The 17,706-nt window shown below is 72.1% G+C and carries 18 protein-coding genes; 8 read left to right on the forward strand and 10 right to left on the reverse strand.

Features of this window, described 5'->3' with window-relative positions; genetic code table 11:
* Window positions 1-39: 39 nt before the first annotated feature.
* Entirely contained in the window at window positions 40-678 is a 639-nt protein-coding gene (locus tag ACZ7J0_RS30815) for a fasciclin domain-containing protein (protein ID WP_470892879.1), read from the reverse strand.
* A 312-nt stretch (window positions 679-990) separates the two neighbouring features.
* On the opposite strand from ACZ7J0_RS30815, the gene ACZ7J0_RS30820 reads away from it, so the two are divergent.
* The 7 genes from ACZ7J0_RS30820 (at window position 991) to ACZ7J0_RS30850 (ending at window position 8,056) form a co-directional block, all read left to right on the forward strand.
* Entirely contained in the window at window positions 991-1,575 is a 585-nt protein-coding gene (locus ACZ7J0_RS30820) for a sigma-70 family RNA polymerase sigma factor (RefSeq protein WP_470892881.1), read from the forward strand.
* The gene (locus ACZ7J0_RS30825; RefSeq protein WP_470892883.1) at window positions 1,572-2,327 is read left to right on the forward strand and encodes an anti-sigma factor; all 756 of its coding nucleotides are present in this window, start codon (window positions 1,572-1,574) and stop codon (window positions 2,325-2,327) included. The genes ACZ7J0_RS30820 and ACZ7J0_RS30825 overlap by 4 nt, the downstream gene beginning before the upstream one ends.
* Window positions 2,328-2,501: 174 nt before the next feature.
* The gene (locus ACZ7J0_RS30830) at window positions 2,502-4,124 is read left to right on the forward strand and encodes a serine/threonine-protein kinase (RefSeq protein WP_470892885.1); all 1,623 of its coding nucleotides are present in this window, start codon (window positions 2,502-2,504) and stop codon (window positions 4,122-4,124) included.
* Window positions 4,121-4,828, forward strand: coding sequence for a hypothetical protein (locus ACZ7J0_RS30835; protein WP_470892887.1), 708 nt, complete (start codon window positions 4,121-4,123; stop codon window positions 4,826-4,828). The genes ACZ7J0_RS30830 and ACZ7J0_RS30835 overlap by 4 nt, the downstream gene beginning before the upstream one ends.
* A gap of 141 nt (window positions 4,829-4,969) precedes the next feature.
* Window positions 4,970-5,416 (forward strand): SRPBCC family protein, encoded by a 447-nt coding sequence (locus tag ACZ7J0_RS30840; RefSeq protein ID WP_470892889.1) that lies wholly within the window; start codon window positions 4,970-4,972, stop codon window positions 5,414-5,416.
* A gap of 488 nt (window positions 5,417-5,904) precedes the next feature.
* Entirely contained in the window at window positions 5,905-7,143 is a 1,239-nt protein-coding gene (locus tag ACZ7J0_RS30845) for a phosphodiester glycosidase family protein (protein WP_470892891.1), read from the forward strand.
* Between the two features lie 121 nt (window positions 7,144-7,264).
* Entirely contained in the window at window positions 7,265-8,056 is a 792-nt protein-coding gene (locus ACZ7J0_RS30850; RefSeq protein WP_470892893.1) for a VOC family protein, read from the forward strand.
* 67 nt (window positions 8,057-8,123) lie between these two features.
* Here ACZ7J0_RS30850 and ACZ7J0_RS30855 read toward each other — a convergent pair whose 3' ends face one another.
* The 6 genes from ACZ7J0_RS30855 to ACZ7J0_RS30880 all read right to left on the reverse strand — a co-directional run bounded on the left by ACZ7J0_RS30855 (window position 8,124) and on the right by ACZ7J0_RS30880 (window position 14,242).
* Window positions 8,124-9,740: a hypothetical protein gene (locus ACZ7J0_RS30855; protein WP_470892895.1), complete on the reverse strand. Its 1,617-nt coding sequence runs from the start codon at window positions 9,738-9,740 to the stop codon at window positions 8,124-8,126.
* Window positions 9,741-9,887: 147 nt separating this feature from the next.
* Entirely contained in the window at window positions 9,888-10,082 is a 195-nt protein-coding gene (locus ACZ7J0_RS30860) for a hypothetical protein (protein WP_468709793.1), read from the reverse strand.
* 237 nt (window positions 10,083-10,319) lie between these two features.
* Window positions 10,320-11,396: an acyl-CoA dehydrogenase family protein gene (locus ACZ7J0_RS30865; RefSeq protein ID WP_470892897.1), complete on the reverse strand. Its 1,077-nt coding sequence runs from the start codon at window positions 11,394-11,396 to the stop codon at window positions 10,320-10,322.
* Window positions 11,393-12,574 (reverse strand): acyl-CoA dehydrogenase family protein, encoded by a 1,182-nt coding sequence (locus ACZ7J0_RS30870; protein WP_470892899.1) that lies wholly within the window; start codon window positions 12,572-12,574, stop codon window positions 11,393-11,395. The genes ACZ7J0_RS30865 and ACZ7J0_RS30870 overlap by 4 nt, the downstream gene beginning before the upstream one ends.
* The gene (locus tag ACZ7J0_RS30875) at window positions 12,571-13,539 is read right to left on the reverse strand and encodes an NADPH:quinone oxidoreductase family protein (protein WP_470892901.1); all 969 of its coding nucleotides are present in this window, start codon (window positions 13,537-13,539) and stop codon (window positions 12,571-12,573) included. The genes ACZ7J0_RS30870 and ACZ7J0_RS30875 overlap by 4 nt, the downstream gene beginning before the upstream one ends.
* Window positions 13,540-13,633: 94 nt before the next feature.
* Window positions 13,634-14,242 (reverse strand): helix-turn-helix domain-containing protein, encoded by a 609-nt coding sequence (locus ACZ7J0_RS30880; protein WP_470892903.1) that lies wholly within the window; start codon window positions 14,240-14,242, stop codon window positions 13,634-13,636.
* A gap of 133 nt (window positions 14,243-14,375) precedes the next feature.
* On the opposite strand from ACZ7J0_RS30880, the gene ACZ7J0_RS30885 reads away from it, so the two are divergent.
* A complete protein-coding gene (locus ACZ7J0_RS30885; RefSeq protein WP_470892905.1) occupies window positions 14,376-15,266 on the forward strand; it encodes an SDR family oxidoreductase in 891 nt (296 codons plus the stop codon).
* A 61-nt stretch (window positions 15,267-15,327) separates the two neighbouring features.
* Here the strand turns inward: ACZ7J0_RS30885 and ACZ7J0_RS30890 are convergent, their stop codons facing one another.
* The 3 genes from ACZ7J0_RS30890 to ACZ7J0_RS30900 form a co-directional block, all read right to left on the reverse strand.
* The gene (locus ACZ7J0_RS30890) at window positions 15,328-16,161 is read right to left on the reverse strand and encodes an enoyl-CoA hydratase/isomerase family protein (protein ID WP_470892907.1); all 834 of its coding nucleotides are present in this window, start codon (window positions 16,159-16,161) and stop codon (window positions 15,328-15,330) included.
* Window positions 16,162-16,251: 90 nt separating this feature from the next.
* Window positions 16,252-16,860 (reverse strand): hypothetical protein, encoded by a 609-nt coding sequence (locus tag ACZ7J0_RS30895; RefSeq protein ID WP_470892909.1) that lies wholly within the window; start codon window positions 16,858-16,860, stop codon window positions 16,252-16,254.
* 44 nt (window positions 16,861-16,904) lie between these two features.
* Complete coding sequence (locus tag ACZ7J0_RS30900) at window positions 16,905-17,657, reverse strand: PIG-L deacetylase family protein (RefSeq protein ID WP_470892911.1); 753 nt, start codon at window positions 17,655-17,657, stop codon at window positions 16,905-16,907.
* Between the last annotated feature and the right edge of the window lie 49 nt (window positions 17,658-17,706).

A 17,706-nucleotide genomic window follows, 5' to 3' on the forward strand; every position in this document is an offset into this window, starting at 1 on the left:
GCGGCGGTCCGTGCGCGTCGACCGCGAGGAGCGCGTGGGTCAGTTCGGCATCAGCACGGTGTCGACGATGTACACCGTCGCGTTGGCGGTCGGGACATTGCCGCAGACGACCTTCGAAACGTCGTTGACCTGGTAGTCCTCACCGGAGCCGGACGTGGTCAGCATGCCTTTCTGGAGTGTCTCGTACGATCCCTTCCCGAGCTGAGCGGGCGTCAGCTTCTGACCCACCACGTGGTACGTGAGGATCTTGGTCAGCGTCTCCTTGTCCGCGAGGACCTTGTCCAGATCGGCCTTCGGGATCTTCGCGAAGGCGTCGTTGGTCGGTGCGAACACGGTGATGTCCTGGGCGTTGTTGAGGGTGTCGACCAGTCCGGCCTGCTTGACGGCGGAGACCAGCGTGGACAGCGCGGGGTTGTTGGACGCGGCCGTCGCGACGGGGTCCTTCGCCATTCCGTCGAAGCTGCCCGCACCTTCCTTGGGCACCGACGCACACGCGGGGCCGAAGGGTCCGCCCGTGTCGCCCGCGCCGTCGGCCGACCGCGGCACGGACGCGGGCGGCGCGGCGGCCGTCGTATCCCCGCCCTCCGTGCCGCCGTCCGAGCAGGCGGTCAGGGCGAGCGGCAGCACCACGGCCGCGGTCAGGGCGGCGGCACCACGGCGGAAGGTCTTGCTCTTCATGGTCACTCCTTGGTTGACGCGGGTCCGGGCGATGTCGGCCGACCCGTGTGAGGAGCCGGGCGGCGCACGGGACGCGGCACCCGCTGTCGCGAAGGTGCCGGCGGTGGCGCTGTGCGTCGGATCGCTCTCACGGTGGCTATTCGGCGCGGACCCGTTCCCGGATGGGTCCCTCATCCGAAAGAGTGATGACGGGCGCGCTCGGCCGCTGCGCCCAGGAGGGTCCGTACGATCCGGTCCGCCCCCCGACCAATCCGGCGTGGGATCGGCTCCGAATCATCCAGGCACCCGAGTACTTCCTGGAGGATCGCCCCGGTGAGAGAGAACGTGTACATCGGCAGGGCCTCTGCCCCGGTCCCGGATCTCCCGGAGCTAATGGGGCGGGTCGCCCGCGGTGACCAGCAGGCCTTCACCGCCGTCTTCGAAGCCGTGTCCGGTCCGGTGCTCGGGCTCGTACGCGCGGTGCTGCGCGACCCCGCGCAGTCGGAGGAGGTGGCCCAGGAGGTGCTGGTCGAGGTCTGGCGGTCGGCGGCGCGGTACCAGCCCGCGCGCGGCTCCGTCCTGAACTGGGTGCTGACCCTCGCGCACCGGCGGGCCGTCGACCGCGTACGGTCCGAGCAGGCGGCCTCCGACCGCGAGCGGCGGATGGCCCTGCTGGACCACACCCCCGAGTTCGACGAGGTGGTGGAGCAGGTGGAGACCCGGCTGGAACGTGAACAGGTACGGCGCTGTCTGCGCGGGCTCACCGAGCTGCAGCGCCAGTCGGTGAACCTGGCGTACTACCGGGGGCTGACCTACCGGGAGGTCGCCGAGCTTCTCGCACTGCCCCTGGGGACCGTCAAGACCCGGCTGCGCGACGGCCTGATCCGACTCCGTGACTGCCTGGGGGTGAGCGCGTGAACACCGTTGATCCGCACACGCTGACCGGCGCGTACGCGCTCGACGCCCTGGACGACGACGAGCGCCGCGCGGTCGAGCGCCACATGGAGGACTGCGCGTCCTGCGCTCAGGAGGTCCGCGAACTGTCCGAGACCGCCGCCCGGTTGGGGCTCGCCATGTCGGTGCCCGCGAGCACCGGACTGCGCGAGGAGGTGATGCGGCGCATCACGACCGTGCGGCAGGAGGCGCCCCTGACCGTCCGGGGCACGCGCGCGGCCGCCAAGACCGGCCGGCTGCGGCGGCTGTCGCACTGGGCCCTCGCCGCGTGTCTCGCGGGTGTCGTCGGGCTGGGCGGTGTGTCGGTGTGGCAGTACCAGCGGGCGGAGGACGCCCAGCGGCGGGCCCAGCAGGAGCGGAGCGCGAACGACGCCGTCGCGGGCGTGCTGGCGGCGCCGGACGCACGCGTGTCGACGGCCCGGCTGGGCGACGGGGCGGTGGGCACGGTGGTCGTGTCCGCGTCCCGTAACCAGGCGGTTTTCGCGGTCTCCGGGATGCCGGCGCCACCCCCGGGCAAGGTGTACCAGCTCTGGTACAACGACGACGGCACCATGCGGTCCGCCGGACTGATGGGCCCGGATAGGGCGGCGGAGACCACCCTGCTCGACGGGCCCGTGAACCGCGCGTCCGGCATCGGCATCACCGTCGAACCGCGCGGCGGCTCCCCGGCACCCACCTCTGCGCCGCTGGCTCTGCTCGACTTTCCGCGGGCATGACGGGGGCCTGGGGCGCTCCCCCGGAAGTCTCCGGCCCGCACCGCCTTCCACCTGCCGGCACTCGCCGGCCTCTGGCTGGAACCGGATGTGCCGGAACTGTGTCCCCCTTGAGGAAGGTGGGTGAGCTTCCGAGCGGCGGTCGCACACATGCCACCGCGTCGCCGAGGGGGCGCAATGAGCACGTGGTCGGTGCCCGGGTACACGGAGACCCGGGAGCTCGGGTCCGGCGGCAGCGGGCGTGTCGTCCTCGCCGTCCATGACGCCACCGGGGTACCGGTGGCCGTGAAGTATTTGAGCGAGCGCCTGCGGGCGGACACCGCCTTCGTCCAGGCGTTCCGGGCCGAGGCGCGGCTCCTGGGCGGTCTGGAGACGCCGTACGTCGTGGGGCTCTACGAGTACGTCGAGGCACCGTCGGGCGCCGCGATCGTCATGGAACTGGTCGACGGCATCGCCCTGCGCGCCCTGCTGTCGCGGGAGGGCTCCACCGGCCCCGAGGCGGCTCTGGTCGTGCTCAAGGGGTCGCTCCTCGGCCTGGCCGCGGCCCACCGGGCCGGGGTCGTCCACCGCGACTACAAGCCCGAGAACGTCCTGGTTTCGCCCGACGGCTCGTCCAAGCTGGTCGACTTCGGGATCGCCGCGGGCCGTGGCAGCACCCCGGGCGTCGCCGGCACCCCGGCCTACATGGCTCCGGAGCAGTGGACCGGAGAGCCCGCGTCGCCGGCGGCCGACGTGTACGCGGCGACCGCGACGTTCTACGAGTGCCTGACGGGCCGCAAGCCGTACTCGGGCGAGAGCTTCGCCGAGCTCGCGTTGCAGCACATCGGCGCGCCGGTTCCCGACGGGGACGCGCCCGAACCCGTACGCCCCCTGATCCGGCGGGGACTGTCCAAGCAGCCGCAGGAACGGCCCGAGAACGCCGCCGCGTTCGTCACGGAGCTGGAGAGCATCGCCACCGCCGCCTACGGGCCCGACTGGGAGGAGCGGGGCCGGCGCGCGCTCGCCGCGCTCGTCGCGCTGCTGCCTCTGCTGCTTCCCTCGGCCGGTGGTACGCCCGCCGGGACCACCGAGCTCGCCACGACGACCCTGCCCGAACGGCCTGTTCCTGGCGTGAGGCCGGGTCTGAAGGGGGTGCTGACGGGGGTGGCCGCGCTGGTGGTCGCCGTTCTGGTCGCCGTCGCCGCTCGCGCTGGTGACGAGGGGCCGGGTCGGACGACGACCCAGGCCGTCGCCACCACCAGCGCGCTGCCCACCGCGACCGGGGACCCGTCGCCCTCGGACGAGCCGGCCCCGTCGGACTCCGCCTCCGCGTCGCCGACGCCCTCGGTGACGGACAGTCCGGACGCGTCCGCCTCCGGCGCCACGAGTACCGAGCCCGCGCCGCCCACGCCGTCGTACGAGCCGACCTCCGCGCCCCCGCCCCCGACGTCCCCTCCCCCGACGGAACCCACCTCCACCCCTCCCCGTACTCCCCCGGTGAGCGTCACATCGGTCTCGGTCACCGGGCTGCGGCAGACGAGCGTCGACGGGGCCACCGCCACGTTCGACGTCTCGACCGACGGCACCGGACCGGTGACCCTCGACATCGCCTGGTTCACCGGGGACGCCAAGGGCGAGCTGGGCGCGCAGGACGGCGTGGAGAGCGTTCAGCGCAGTGGAGCGACGCAGTACACGGTGACACTCACCCACACCTTCCAGGGGCAGGGCTGCTACTGGGGTGTGCGCGCGACGACGAACCCGGCTGCCGGAAACGGCAGTTCCTCGCAGCAGATCTTCATTCGGCGGTGCACGATCTCATGAACGATCCACGGGACTCCTACAACCGCCGGCCGGACGAGGCCGGGAGCGACGACTACAGCGCCACCGTCCTGGGCAGCCACTGGTTCGAACCGGGGGCCGCGCCGATCGAACCCGGAAGCCCCACGCCCGTCCTGGACGCGCCGACTCTCGCGGTCACGCCCGACCGCGTGGACGGCGAGGTCCTGCGCTTCGGCCCGGGCGTGACGGCCGCCGCCGCGCGGCGTCACGGGTACGGCGACGCCACGACGCCGCAGATCTGGCACGGCACCCTGCCCGGGCAGCGCCCCGGCCAGGGCCCCCCGCCCGAACGCCGCCGCAGGGGAGCGCGCCGGTACGCGCTCGCCGGCGTGGTGCTCCTCGCCGTGCTGGCGTTCCTCGCCTGGCAACGGTACGGACCGGGGCCGGCCGTGAAGGAGGTCGCCGTCACGACCACGGAAACGCTCGGCTGCGACAGCACCGCGGACATCGTGGGAATGGTGACGACCGACGGACGGCCCGGCACGCTGACCTACCGGTGGGAACGCAGTGACGGCACCACTTCGGCGCCGCTGACGGAGACCCTGACGAGCGGTCAGAAGCAAGCGCGGCTGCATCTGCTGTGGACGTTCCACGGCCGGGGCGAGTACCGGGCGTCGGCCACCCTGGTCATCACCTCCCCCTCCCGGCACACGGCCATCGGGCGGTTCGCCTACGCGTGCGCCTGAGCGCCCCGACGGGGGCGGCCCGGTTGACCTGCGGCAGAGGGGTGAGGGCGCTCGCGTCCGGCGTGCTTTCCGGTCCCGCGCGCCCGCGTCTGCGACGATGCGCGGGCCACGGCTCCGGCGCCAGAGACGAGGATCAGGCACATGGCAGGACAGTTCGAAGCGACGGTGGAGATCGACCGGCCCGTCCAAGAGGTCTTCGACTTCCTCGCCGACGGTCGCAACGACCCCGCGTTCAGTCCCCGGGTCCTGCGGATCGAGAGGGTCACCGAGGGCCCCACGGCGGCGGGCACGGTCTTCCGGAGCACGGTGAAGGACGCCGGGATGACGACGTCGCGCGCGTTCCGCGTCAGCGCTTTCGAGCCACCCCGCATGATGCGGTGGACCGAGATCTCCAAGAACCTGGTGACGGCGAGCGAGGGTGGGTACGACCTGGAGCCCCTCCCCGGTGACCGGACCCGGGTGCGGATCTTCAACGTCCTCGAGGGCCATGGCCTCGGCAAGCTCCTGGTGGGCTTGGCGCTGAGCGCCGCGCGGAAGGACGCCGACGCGTTCGGCCGCCGCATCAAGGCGGCGGTGGAGGCGTCCTGACCGCGTTCCTTCCCGGTTCTCTCGGCTGACCTGCTTCTTTCGGCTGTCCCGGTTCTTTCGAACGCGGCGACCAACATGTCCAGCATCTCCTGGCGCGGCGGCTGGGACCGAGCGGCCGACGCCATCGACGCCCTCCTGGAGCGACGGCTGCACCGCAAGGCGGTCCTGGACGTCTCCTGAGAGGGAGCAGCCCCTCGCGGAGTTCGCCCCGCGGCCGTCGTCCTTCCGCGGCGACAACCGGCGCTACCAAGCCTCCTGACGTGCCATCAGCCGGGTGGGTGAGGGAACGGCAGCGCGCTCGTGTGGTGTTCCGACGGCGGGCTGCGAACCGGCGCGTCGGTCGTGCCCTCCGCCTCCCTGGTGGTGGAAGGTGTGCGGGAGCCGGTCGCCCTCTGGATATGGGCCGTTCCCGGCTGGTCGGATCCTGGATCCCCAGGGCGAGCGTCTCCCCGGGATCAGGGTGAGTTGCCCGTACCCCTGGGGGGACTGTGCCACGTCGTCGTACTCCGTTCCGCGTCGTTCTCGTTCTTCTGACGGTCTGTCTGGGCTGGTGCGGGTTCCTCGGTACCGGTCCCGCCGGCGCCGCGCCCGTGGCCGCCGCCGTCGTCTGGACCGATGTCGCTCCGGGGGTCCGCTACCGGCAGGTCGATGTGGACGCGGACGGAGGACCGGTCAGGGCGCATCTGCTCGAGGTCGATCTGCGTGAACCCGGCGTGTCGGTGGCCCTCCTCTACCCGGGAGTGGTCGGCGCCCGCGCGAAGTTGTCGGCTCTCGCCGATGGGTCGGGTGCGGTGGCCGGCATCAACGGTGACTTCTTCCACATCTCCGAGACCCAGCACGCGGACGTGGAGGCGACCGGCGCGCCGGTCGGCCCCGCGGTCGCGAACGGGCAGGCCATCAAGGCCGCGGTGCCGAAGGGGCAGCGCTTCGGCCCCGCTCTTCCGCCCGGCACCTCGACGCGTGACGTCCTGGGTGTGGGGACGGACGGCGTGGCACGGCTCGACCGTCTGACGCTGGACGGAGCGGCGCGTCTGCCCGGTGGGGAGCTGCCACTGGGCGGGCTCAACCAGTACGCGCTGCCCGTCGGATCGGTCGGGGCGTTCACCTCGGACTGGGGCGCGTCGTCCCGGCTGCGGGCGACCTGTGGCACGGACACGAACCGGGCCGCGCCGTGCAGCGCGGAGACCCGCGAGGTGACCGTGCGCTCGGGGCGCGTCGTCGCGGTCTCCACGGCCCCCGGCCGGGGCTGGATCCCCAAGGGCACCGAGGTGCTGGTCGGCCGCGAGGCCGGAGCGCGGGCCCTGCGCGCGTTGAAGGTCGGTGACCCGGTGACCGTACGGCACAGCCTGGTGGCCACCGCGTCCGGGGTGCCGTTCCAATTCGCGATCGGCGGCTATCCGGTGCTGCGCGACGGGCAACCGCTGGCCGGTCTGAACACGGTCACCGCGGCGGTCCGCACCGCGGCGGGCATCTCGGACGGTGGCCACGGCCTGCTGCTGCTCGCCCTGGACGGCTCGAAGAAGTTCCGCAGCGGGCTGACGGTCGCGGAGGCGGCCGGGCTGATGGCCGACCTCGGGGCGGTGGACGCGTTCAGTCTGGACGGAGGGGGCTCGTCGACGCTGGTCAGCCGGTCGGCCGGGGCGACGGCCGTGACCGTACGCAACCATCCGAGTGGTGGCGTGGAGCGTGCGGTGGCGAACGGTATCGGTGTCTACACCAGCTCCTGACACGCTCCGTGATCACGAGCCCGTCCCCGGGCCGGTCCTCCGTCACCGCGCGGGAAGCCGGGCGCCTGGCTAGCGTGGCTGGGAGAACAGTCAACCGATCGGACAGAAGAGAGTCACAGTCATGGCCGCACAACCTGAGGGCCTGCCGTGCTGGGCCGACGCGATGTTCTCCGACGTGGAAGGCGCGAAGAGCTTCTACGGTGACGTGCTGGGCTGGACCTTCGGCGAGGCGTCGTCGGAGTTCGGCAATTACACCCAGGCCTACAGTGGCGGCAAGGCGGTCGCCGCCGTCGTCCCGCCGATGCAGGGCCAGGAAGGCCAGTCGGCGTGGTGTCTCTATCTCGCGTCGCCGGACGTCCACGCGACCGCGGCGAAGATCCGTGACAACGGCGGCACCCTGCTGATGGAGCCGATGCGGGTCGGCGACTTCGGCTCGATGTGTCTGGCACAGGATCCGAGCGGGGTCACGTTCGGTGTGTGGCAGCCGGGCGCCCACGAGGGGTTCGAGAAGAAGGGCGAGACGGGTTCGTTCGTCTGGGCCGAGGTCTTCACCCGGACGCCGGAGAAGTCGGACGGCTTCTTCCCCGCGGTCTTCGGCTACCAGGTGCAGAAGATGGCGGACGAGCACATGGACTACAAGATCTTCTCGCTGGGCGAGGGCCCGTTGCTCGGGCGGATGAAAATGACTCCGGAGGACTTCCCGGCGGAGATCCCGTCCTACATCCAGCTGTACTTCGGCGTCGATGACTGCGACGCGACGGTGGCGAAGGCTCAGAAGCACGGCGGGCAACTGGTGTTCGGGCCGATGGGCAGTCCGTTCGGTCGGTTCGCGGCGATCGTCGACCCTCAGGGCGCGGCCTTCGCCGTGATCGACATGAGCACCACCGAGGGTGAGATGCCCGAGATGGTGTGACGGATGGTGTGGTGAAGGTGGGTGGCTGCCCGGGGCCTTTCCGCCCCGGGCAGCCGCGTGCGCGCGCTCAGTCCTGGTCGCGGACGGCCACGATGCCGTTGAAGACGCCCGCGTAGGCGGTGCCGTCGGGGCCGATGGTGATCGGCGCCCAGTTGTTGTCGTAGAGCGGGCCGGTGCCGGTGAGCCGCTGCCAGCGGCGTTCGCCGGTGCGGAAGTCGACGGCCGTGAGGTACCAGGCGTCGATGCCGAAGGCGTTGGGCTCCTTCTCGTAGAAGTACAGGAGCCCGTTGGCGGTCGAGAGCTTGGGGACGGTCGAGGGCGAGCGGACGGCGCTCTGCCAGACCGTGTCGCAGCCGCTGCCGTCCTCGCGCACGTCGATCCGGGTGACTCCGCCGACCACGCTGCGGCCGAAGGTGAGGGACGTCGGGTTCTCGTAACCGTAGTTGTTCTCGACGACGAGGCTGTTTCCCCAGCTGATGAGCGAGTTGTCGGTGTTGGAGGCGCCGGAGGCGAAGACCGGGACGCTGCAGACCAGACGCCGGTCGGCCGGGACGTCCGTGCCGCGGCGGTAGACGAGGACGTTCATCCGGTCGTCGGCGTTGTCGGTGATCGCGACATAGCGCTCGCCCTTGCCGAACAGGTCCGGCGTGGTGCCCGAACCCTGGTTGACGGAACCGGGCTTGGTACCGCTGCCCCGGTCGTACGTCTGGCGCCACTGGATCACGGGTGTGCCGTCGGCGGCGGCCCGGAAGCTGTAGAGGGCGTGGTCGGAGACGACGGATACGCCGTCCTCGGCGACGGAGAACGAGTTCTGGATCTCCTCGCCGGACAGGCGGACGGACCGGATGGCCGCGGTCGCCGGGTCGACGGTGCCGACGCGGCCGAGCCGGGTCACCCACCAGACGCGGCCCTGCCAGTCGGGCATCACGGACGTGACGGGATCGCAGACACCGCTGGGGTGAAGGTTCGTCCAGCTGACGCAGTCGTGCGGGACGTGCGCGGTGAGGTCCCAGTCGTCGTCGACGGCGAACCGCCAACCGCCGTCCGGGGCTTGGCGGTGGGCGATCCGAAGGACGTGCTGGCGGGAGTCGGCGAGGACGACGCGGTCCTGGTCGTCGAGGTAGAAGTAGGCGCCGCCGGAGGTGTCCTTGAAGATCTTCGAAAAGTCGAGCCGGGTGACGGCCTCGACGGTCGAGGAGCGCTGGGGGAGCTTGTACTCGGCGAGGGTGTCCAGGGTGCGGGGATCGAGCAGTTTGAGCAGGAAGCCGGAGAAGGTGCCGCAGACGGTGACGAGCCGGCCCGCCGAGTCGAACGTGGCGGTGGCGCATTCGCCGCCGAGCGGCGCGATCTGCGCGCTGGTCACCGTGGGGTTGCGGCCGAGGGGCCCCGCGTAGGGATGGGTGCCGCTGCCGGCGGCGTCGGCGTGCATGCCGCTGCGGCCGTTCGGCGCGAGATGCGGGTGCTGGGGCGGCGCGTCGCCCGGTACGGGGTGCGAGGCGGCGGGCGCGCCACGGTAGGAGTCGACGAGGCGGTGTCCCGGCGCCTTGGGTATCTCCTCGGCGACGGCGGTCGGGGCGCCGGCGGTGAACGCCGTCGTCGTGACGATCAGCAGCAGCGCGAGGGAGCGGGCGCGTTCCCTCAGAACCGCTCGGCGGGGGGCGGGGGCGGGTCTCTGGGGTGACATGCGGCTCCTCGAGTGGTGCGTACGGGGTCGCGCCGCCGCCCGACGTTAGGGCCGAGTCACCGAGATGTACATGCAAGTGCCCCGCGTTTCATGGGCACTTCATGATCGTGCAATGTGCGGTAGTACGTGCACCGTGTGGTTGTACGGTCACGGCTTGAGGCTGCTCACGACGTTCGCGGTCGCGGCGACGCCGTTGGCGATGGTGGGGGCCATGCTGGAACCGGCGAGGAAGAAGCCGAGCAGTGCGCAGACCAGTGCGTGGGAGACCTTGAGCCCGCCGTTGCGGAGAAAGATCACTGCCAGGATCAGCAGAAGCAGTACGACCGAGATGGAAACAGCCATCGTGTCCCTCACCCTCCTTGTGCCGCACGGTGAATGCGGCGTTCGGCGGCCAGTGTGGCGGAACGGGACCGTCATCCGGCCGTACGGCGTGTCCGCCGAACGGGTGCTGATGTGTGGCGACTTCGTCCGTGGGTCGTTTACGTGGGCCCGGTGGGCGGCTCACTGAGGGAGGGGAGCGGGACCGGAACGGGCCCCCTCCGGCGCGTAGGAGCCGGAGAGGACCACGTCCGGCGGCCGTCAGCCGGGGGCGGGGAGGTCGGCCAGGACGGCCAGCGCCTCGCGGTGCCGGCCCGCCGAACCCAGAGCGATCTGGTCCGACTTGGCCCGCTTGAGGGCCACGTGGGCCGGGTGCTCCCAGGTCATGCCGATGCCGCCGTGCAGTTGCACACACTCCTCGGCGGCGTGCACCGCCACCCGGGAGCAGTAGGCCTGTGCCACGGCCACGGCGAGCGGGGCATCGGGGCTGCCGGTGGCCAGCGCGTCCGCCGCGTTGCGCGCGGCGGCGCGGGCGGAGACGACCTCGAGCCACAGCTGCGCCATCCGGTGCTTCAGCGCCTGGAAGGAGCCCACCGGCCGGTTGAACTGGTGGCGTTCGCGGGTGTGCCGGACGGTCTCCTCCAGACACCACTCGGCGAGACCGAGTTGCTCGGAGGCGAGCAGTCCCGCGCCGGCCAGCAGTCCGCGCCGTACGGCCGCGCGGGCGGTCCCCGCGTCCGAGAGGCGGGTGCCGCTCGCGCCGCCGGTGGTGACGGTGGCGAGCGGCCGGGTCAGGTCGAGCGGGATCTGCGGGGTGAGGGTGGCCTCCGCCGCCGGCACGGCGTACAGGCCGTCCGACCGCAGGACCAGCAGGATGTCGGCGGCAACGGCGTCCGCGACGGCGCTGACCGTGTCGCCGGCTGGCGGCTCGCCCTCCGGTGCGGTGGCCAGCGGTACGGCGAGCACGCCGACGTGGCGCCCGGATGCCAGGGCGCCGAGCACCTCGGCCACGTCGGGCCTGTCGGTGTCGAGCGCGAGCAGCGTCTCGGTGGCGACGACGGAGCTGGTGAGGTACGGCGCCGGTGTCACGGCGCGGCCCAGCTCCTCCAGGACGACGGCCGCCTCCCGGTGGGTGCCCCCCTGTCCGCCGAGCTTCTCGGGAACGAGCAGTCCGGCCGCGCCGATGTCCTGGGCGAGGGCCTTCCAGAGCCCGGGGACGTACGGGCTGTCGGTCTCGAGCCGGCCGAGGAGCACGTTCGCGTCGGCGCGGTCGGTGAGCAGGGCGCGGACAGCGGCCCGCAGGTCGCTCTCGGCCTCGGAGTAGAGCAGGTCCGTCATCGCGCGAGGTCCTTCCAGGCGACGTCCTTGTCGTTGCGCGGCTCGGCGGGCAGCCCGAGGACCCGCTCGGCGACGATGTTGAGCAGCACCTCGCTGGTGCCGCCCTCGATGCTGTTGCCCTTGGAGCGCAGATAGCGGTAGCCGGCGTCCCGGCCGGTGAAGTCGACCAGGTCGGGGCGGCGCATCGTCCAGTCGTCGTACAGGAGGCCCTCGTCGCCGAGGAGTTCCACCTCCAGGCCGCTGATCTCCTGGTTGAGGCGGGCGAAGGCGAGCTTCATCCCGCTGCCCTCGGGTCCGGGCTGGCCCGCGACGAGCTGCTGGCGCAGCCGTTCGCCGGTGAGCCGGGCCACCTCGGCCTCGACCCAGAGGGTGAGCAGACGCTGGTGGAGGTCGTGGGTGCGCAGGTCGGGCCGCTCGCGCCAGGTCGTGGAGACGGGCCCGATCATGCCGCCCTCGCGCGGGATGCGGGCACCGCCGATCGAGACCCGTTCGTTCATCAGCGTGGTCTGGGCGACCCGCCAGCCGTCGCCGATGTCTCCGAGGCGGTGGGCGTCGGGGATGCGTACGCCGGTCAGGAAGACCTCGTTGAACTCGGCCTCGCCGGTGATCTGCCGAAGCGGCCGGACCTCCACGCCGGGGTCCGACATGTCACAGATGAAGTACGTGATGCCACGGTGCTTCGGGAGGTCCGGGTCGGTGCGGGCGATGAGGATCGCCCAGCGCGCCACATGGGCGCTGGACGTCCAGACCTTCTGCCCGTCGACGACCCACTCGTCTCCGTCGCGGAGGGCGCGGGTGGAGAGCGCGGCGAGGTCGGAGCCGGCACCGGGTTCGCTGAAGAGCTGGCACCACACCTCCTCGCCGACCCACAGGGGCCGCAGGAAGCGCTCCTTCACCTCCTCGGAGCCGTACTCGAGGATCGTCGGCGCGGCCATGCCCAGGCCGATGCCGATGCGGCGCGGATCGTTGTCGGGTGCGCCCGCGGCCTGCAGCTCGGCGTCGACGACGGCCTGCAGGGAGCGCGGCGCGCCGAGGCCGCCGAGGCCCTCGGGATAGTGCACCCAGGCGAGACCGGCGTCGAACCGGGCCTTGAGGAAGTCGGTGCGGTCGGTGCTCGCGGGCGGGTGGGCCGTGAGCAGCTTCCTTGTACGGGTGCGCAGTTCGTCGGCGTCGGTCATGCGGCGGCTCCTTCCGGGAGGACGACCAGGCGGCCGGTGCTGGTGCCGTCGGCGACGCGCTGGACGGCGGCCGCCGCGTCCTTGAAGGCCACCCGGTCGCCGATGAGCGGCTTGATGAGCCCCTTGGCCGCGTACTCGGTCAGGGTCTCGTGGCAGCGCAGGATGGACGCCGGGTCCTTCTGCGCGTAGAGGCCCCAGTGCAGGCCCACGATCGAGTAGTTCTTGACCAGGGCGTGGTTGAGGGCGGGCGCGGGGATGGTGCCGCTCGCGAAGCCGACGACCACGATCCGGCCCTCGAAGGCCACGCACTTGGCGGACTGCTGGTAGGCGTCGCCGCCGACGGGGTCGTAGATGACGTCGGCGCCCCGGCCGCCGGTGGCCTCCTTCACGGCGGCGATGACGTCCTCGGAGCGCCGGTCGATGACGACGTCGCAGCCGAGCGCGCGGGCGACGGCCGCCTTCTCGGGTCCGCCGACGACGCCGATGACGGTGGCGCCGGTGGCCTTGCCGATCTGCACGGCGGCGCTGCCGACACCGCCTGCGGCAGCGTGAACGAGCAGGGTCTCGCCCTCCTTGAGGGCGGCGCGGCGGTGCAGGCCGAAGACCCCGGTCTGGTAGCCGATGTGCAGTGCGGCCGCTTCGGCGTCGTCGAGGGTGTCGGGCGCGGGCAGGACGGCGGCCCGGTCGGCGACGACGTACTCGGCGAGTCCGCCGTGGGGCAGGGCGGGCGTGGCGATCACGCGCCGGCCGTCCTCGGTCTCCCCGCAGATCTCGACGCCCGGGGTGAAGGGGAGCGGCGGACGGATCTGGTACTGGCCGCGGCAGAGCAGCGCGTCCGGGAAGTTGATGTTCGCCGCGCGGACCCTCAGGAGCAGCTGTCCGTCGCCCGGCGCGGGCCGGTCCACTTCTTCGACCCGCATCACCTCGCTCGGCTCGCCGTTCCGGTGCACTCGCCATGCCTGCATTGAGGGCCTCCACAAAGACTCGGGCAGTACCACGCTCGTCGCATACTAAGCGGTCGCTTGCCCCGACGGAACAGCCCACCGCCAGTTCTTGGGCTCAGGATGTTCCGGACCCGGACTTCTTCGGCCTCGCCCGGACGTGCATCCGCTCCCCCTGCGGCCCGAACAGGCTCAGGAACTCCACCGGCCCGCCCGCCGGCCCGAACCAGTGCGGCACCCGGGTGTCGAATTCGGCCGCCTCCCCAGAGGTGAGCACTACATCGTGCTCCCCGAGCACCAGCCGCAGCCGCCCGGAGAGGACATAGAGCCACTCGTACCCTTCGTGGGTGCGCGGGTCGGGCTCGTCGGAGGCGGCCTCCTGGACGACCTTGTACGCCTGGAGTCCGCCGGGCTGGCGGGTGAGCGGCAGCATGGTCCGGCCGTGCCGCACGATCGGCTCGGACCGGACGCGGGGGTCGCCGACGGGCGGCGCGCCGACCAGTTCGTCGAGCTGGACCTGGTGGGCGCGGGCGATGGGCAGCAGCAGTTCCAGGCTCGGCCTGCGTCGGCCCGACTCCAGCCGGGAGAGGGTACTGACCGAGATTCCGGTGGCCTCGGAGAGGGCGCCCAGGGTGGCGCCGCGCTCCCGCCTGATGGCGCGCAGCCTCGGGCCGACCTCCGCCAGTACCGCGTCGATCCGGGCGTCGTCGCCGTTGTTGTTCTCCATGCGTCCATTGCAGAAACGGCAACTCTTTTTGTCAAGGGCGGCACAGCCCCCAAGGCACGGCAGCGACGTTCCCGCCTCGATTGCGGCGGCACGGCCATGGTGGTCTGCGCCCCGAGCCGGTATCGATGCGGTCATGACGGACGAGACACTGCCCGGGCTGCCCTCCCCTCCCCCGCTCGGCGCGAGCGCGCTGCCACCCGGGACGTACGACGGCAGCGTCGTGCTGGTGACCGGTGGCGGGTCGGGGCTCGGCAAGGCGATCGCCGCCGAGTTCGCGCGGCTGGGGGCGGACCTGGTCGTCGTGGGGCGTACAGCGGGGCGTCTGGAGGCGGCACGGAAGGAGCTGGCGGCGCTCGGCGGCCGGGTGGTCACGGCCGTCTGCGACATCCGGGACCCGGAGCGGATCACCGAGGCCTTCGACGCGGCCGGGGCGGCACTCGGTATTCCGGACGTCCTGGTGAACAACGCGGCCGCCAACTTCCCCGTGCCGGCGGAGGACATGTCCCCGAACGCCTGGCGGGCGGTCGTCGACATCACGCTGACCGGGACGTGGTTCATGACGCGCGAGTTCGCGCGCCGCCATCTGGCGGCCGGCGCACCGGGGGCGGTCATCAACGTGGGGGCGTCGTACGCGTGGACGGGCGGGCCCGGTTTCGCGCACTCCGCGGCGGCCAAGGCCGGGGTGAAGAACCTGGTCGAGACGCTCGCCGTGGAGTGGGCGCCGTACGGGATCAGAGTGAACGGCCTGGTCCCGGGGCTGGTACCGCACGAGGACATGACGGCCGACATCCGCGAGGGCCTCGACCGGGCGCGCGACAAGGACGCCCGCCAACCGGCACTCAGGGTGGGGCGGCCGCGCGAACTGGGGTGGGCGGCGACCTTCCTCGCGTCTCCGTACGCACGGTTCATCACCGGACACACGCTGGTCGTGGACGGAGCCAACTGGCAGCGGCGGGCGCTGGTCAACGAGCCGGTGGTCACCGTACGGAACCAGCTGGGCCGGGGCCCGTACCGCCAGGACTGAAGGCGGTGGCGGGGCGGGCGCACGTGGGGGTCCTGGCGCCGGCTCGCCCCACCCCGGTGTTCTACCCCCCGTGGAACCGCGGCGGCCGGCGGGCCGCCTTCGCCGCGTAGCCCTCGGCCGCGTCCTGCGAGGTCAGGGTGAGCGCGGCGCTCAGTGCCGTGCGGTCCAGGGCGGCGGCCATTCCGGTGTCGGCGTAGGCGTCGATGTCCCGCTTGATCGAGCGGACGGCCAACGGCGCGTTGGCGGCGATCTCGGCGGCCGTCTCCCGCGCGGTCGCCGCCAGCTCGCCGGGCGCGGTGACCAGCTGGACGAGGCCCAGCCGTTCGGCGGTGGCCGCGTCGATGCGGCGGCCGGTGAGGGCGAGGTACTTGGCCCAGCCCGCGCCCGCGTCCCGGGCGATGCGCAGATCCCCGCCGGCGTCGACGGCCACCCCGATGTGAGCCTCGGGGAGGGCGAACACGGCGTTGTCGGCGGCGATCCGGATGTCGGCCATCAGCGCCAGTTCGAAGCCGAAGCCGAGGCAGTAGCCATGGACGGCGGCGACGACGGGCTGGGGCAGCCGGGCGAAGGCGGCGAAGCGCTCGTGCGCCCAGCGGATGCCTTCGTCATAGCGGTGGGTCCGCTCGGCGGGGGTGCGCCCGGTGATCCCGCCGCCGGGGGCGGTGACGTCGATTCCCGCGCAGAAGGCCCGGCCCTCCGCGCGCAGCAGCACGGCCCGGATGGTGTCGTCGAAGCGGATCCGGTCCGCCATCAGGCCGAGTTGCCTGCTGGATTCCCAGCTCCAGCCGTTCAGCGTGTCGGGGCGGCAGAGGGTGAGGACGCCGATGCCGTCGTGGACGGTGAGGGTGATGCGTTCCTCCCCGTCCGCGATCTCCCTGCTCAGCGTGTCGATCACCGCGCCTCCTACCAGATTCTGACGGAGCGTCAGACTAGGGCTGGACAGCGCAGGTTGCCAGAGGGACGACGGCCGTGCGTCGGCCGGCGGTCACCGCTGCCACAGGAAGGCGGCCTCGCGACACGGCAGGCAGCTGAACACGTACCCGAGCCCCCCTCCGCCGAAGTTGGCCGCCGTCCGGTGCTCGTATCCCTCTTCGAACAGCGCCTCGAAGCGCATGTGCGAGGCGCAGCTGGGGCATTGGGGTGTCTCGTCGTTCTGCAGCCAGGCGGGCTCGCCGCCGAGCTGGCCGAGGACGGACGCGGCGCGGTTCTTGTCGCCGTCCGCCCACACGGTGAACGCCTCGCCGTAATCCTCCCCTTCGGCCTCGTCGGTGTTCAGCGCGGATATCGCCCCGAGCAGGGTCTCGCCCTGCTCGGGGACGGTGGCCGGGGCGAGACCCTCGGCGGGGAACAACAGGGCCCGGTTGCCGCCGGCGAAGGGGTCCCACTCGTCGCAGAGACCGGGGTCGTTCTGGCACATGAACACCGACACCGCAGCGTCGTCGTCGAGCGGCAGGTGCAGGAGGAACTGCATCGCTCCGTCACAGCTGCGGCAGAGCGGCCAGGCGAAGCCGTCCGGAACGAGCGGCAGCCCGCCGGTGCGGAGGCCGGGCGCGGTCGCGTCGGTCTCACCGCCGTAGATCATCAGGGTCGTCACGTCCGAGAGCGTAGATCACGGATCCGGCCTTCCCTGATGACGTCTCAGCGGCTGAACAGCTGGAACGCCACGGCCGGACGACCACCGAAGCGCGCCGACGCGGCCTGCGCGTTGCCGGTCAGAAACGTCCGGCAGTACTGCTCGGGGTCCTCGTCGGTCAGCGCCTCGATGTAGGCGCGGTGCGCGAGGAGGGACTGGACGGAACGCTCGAGTCCGGCTGTCGCGTCGACGGCGTGGGTGGGGGTGGAGGAGCCCGCCACGGCCACCCAGCGGACGCCGTTCCAGGGTTCCAGTCCCTGCTCGACGAGTTCGGGGAAGATCCAGCGGTTGCCGGCGTCGCCCGCGGCGTCGAGGGTCGCCCTGCCGACCGCGAGATGGTCCGGGGTGTTCCAGACGCCGCCGACGGCCGGGCCCCAGGTGTCCTGGTGGTTGAGGGTGATGACCAGTTCCGGCCGGTGGCGGCGGATCGCCGCGGCGATGTCCCTGCGCAGCGCCGTCCCGTACTCGATGACACCGTCCTTGTGGTCGAGGAACTCGACGGTGGAGACACCGACGACGGCGGCGCCGGCCCTCTGTTCAGCCTCGCGCAGTGGGCCGCACTCGGCCGGGGGAAGGGCGTCGATGCCCGCCTCGCCACGGGTGGCGAGGAGATAGGCGACCTCCCGGCCGCCGTCGGTCCAGCCGGCGATGGCGGCGGCGCAGCCGTATTCGAGGTCGTCGGGGTGGGCGACGACGGCGAGGGCACGCTGCCAGTCCTCGGGCATCGGATGAAGCTGTTCGATCTTGTGCTCGTTCATGCGCGCAGGATACGGAAGAGGTTTCCGGCGGATCACGGGCCCTCGGTGT

This window comes from Streptomyces sp. NPDC038280 (assembly GCF_055600045.1).

Bases quoted from the DNA above. Each gene is read 5' to 3' on its own strand.
- ACZ7J0_RS30815 (WP_470892879.1), bottom strand. From the start codon at position 678: ATGAAGAGCAAGACCTTCCGCCGTGGTGCCGCCGCCCTGACCGCGGCC.
- ACZ7J0_RS30830 (WP_470892885.1), top strand. From the start codon at position 2,502: ATGAGCACGTGGTCGGTGCCCGGGTACACGGAGACCCGGGAGCTCGGG.
- ACZ7J0_RS30835 (WP_470892887.1), top strand. From the start codon at position 4,121: ATGAACGATCCACGGGACTCCTACAACCGCCGGCCGGACGAGGCCGGG.
- ACZ7J0_RS30840 (WP_470892889.1), top strand. From the start codon at position 4,970: ATGGCAGGACAGTTCGAAGCGACGGTGGAGATCGACCGGCCCGTCCAA.
- ACZ7J0_RS30850 (WP_470892893.1), top strand. From the start codon at position 7,265: ATGGCCGCACAACCTGAGGGCCTGCCGTGCTGGGCCGACGCGATGTTC.
- ACZ7J0_RS30855 (WP_470892895.1), bottom strand. From the start codon at position 9,740: ATGTCACCCCAGAGACCCGCCCCCGCCCCCCGCCGAGCGGTTCTGAGG.
- ACZ7J0_RS30860 (WP_468709793.1), bottom strand. From the start codon at position 10,082: ATGGCTGTTTCCATCTCGGTCGTACTGCTTCTGCTGATCCTGGCAGTG.
- ACZ7J0_RS30865 (WP_470892897.1), bottom strand. From the start codon at position 11,396: ATGACGGACCTGCTCTACTCCGAGGCCGAGAGCGACCTGCGGGCCGCT.
- ACZ7J0_RS30870 (WP_470892899.1), bottom strand. From the start codon at position 12,574: ATGACCGACGCCGACGAACTGCGCACCCGTACAAGGAAGCTGCTCACG.
- ACZ7J0_RS30875 (WP_470892901.1), bottom strand. From the start codon at position 13,539: ATGCAGGCATGGCGAGTGCACCGGAACGGCGAGCCGAGCGAGGTGATG.
- ACZ7J0_RS30880 (WP_470892903.1), bottom strand. From the start codon at position 14,242: ATGGAGAACAACAACGGCGACGACGCCCGGATCGACGCGGTACTGGCG.
- ACZ7J0_RS30885 (WP_470892905.1), top strand. From the start codon at position 14,376: ATGACGGACGAGACACTGCCCGGGCTGCCCTCCCCTCCCCCGCTCGGC.
- ACZ7J0_RS30900 (WP_470892911.1), bottom strand. From the start codon at position 17,657: ATGAACGAGCACAAGATCGAACAGCTTCATCCGATGCCCGAGGACTGG.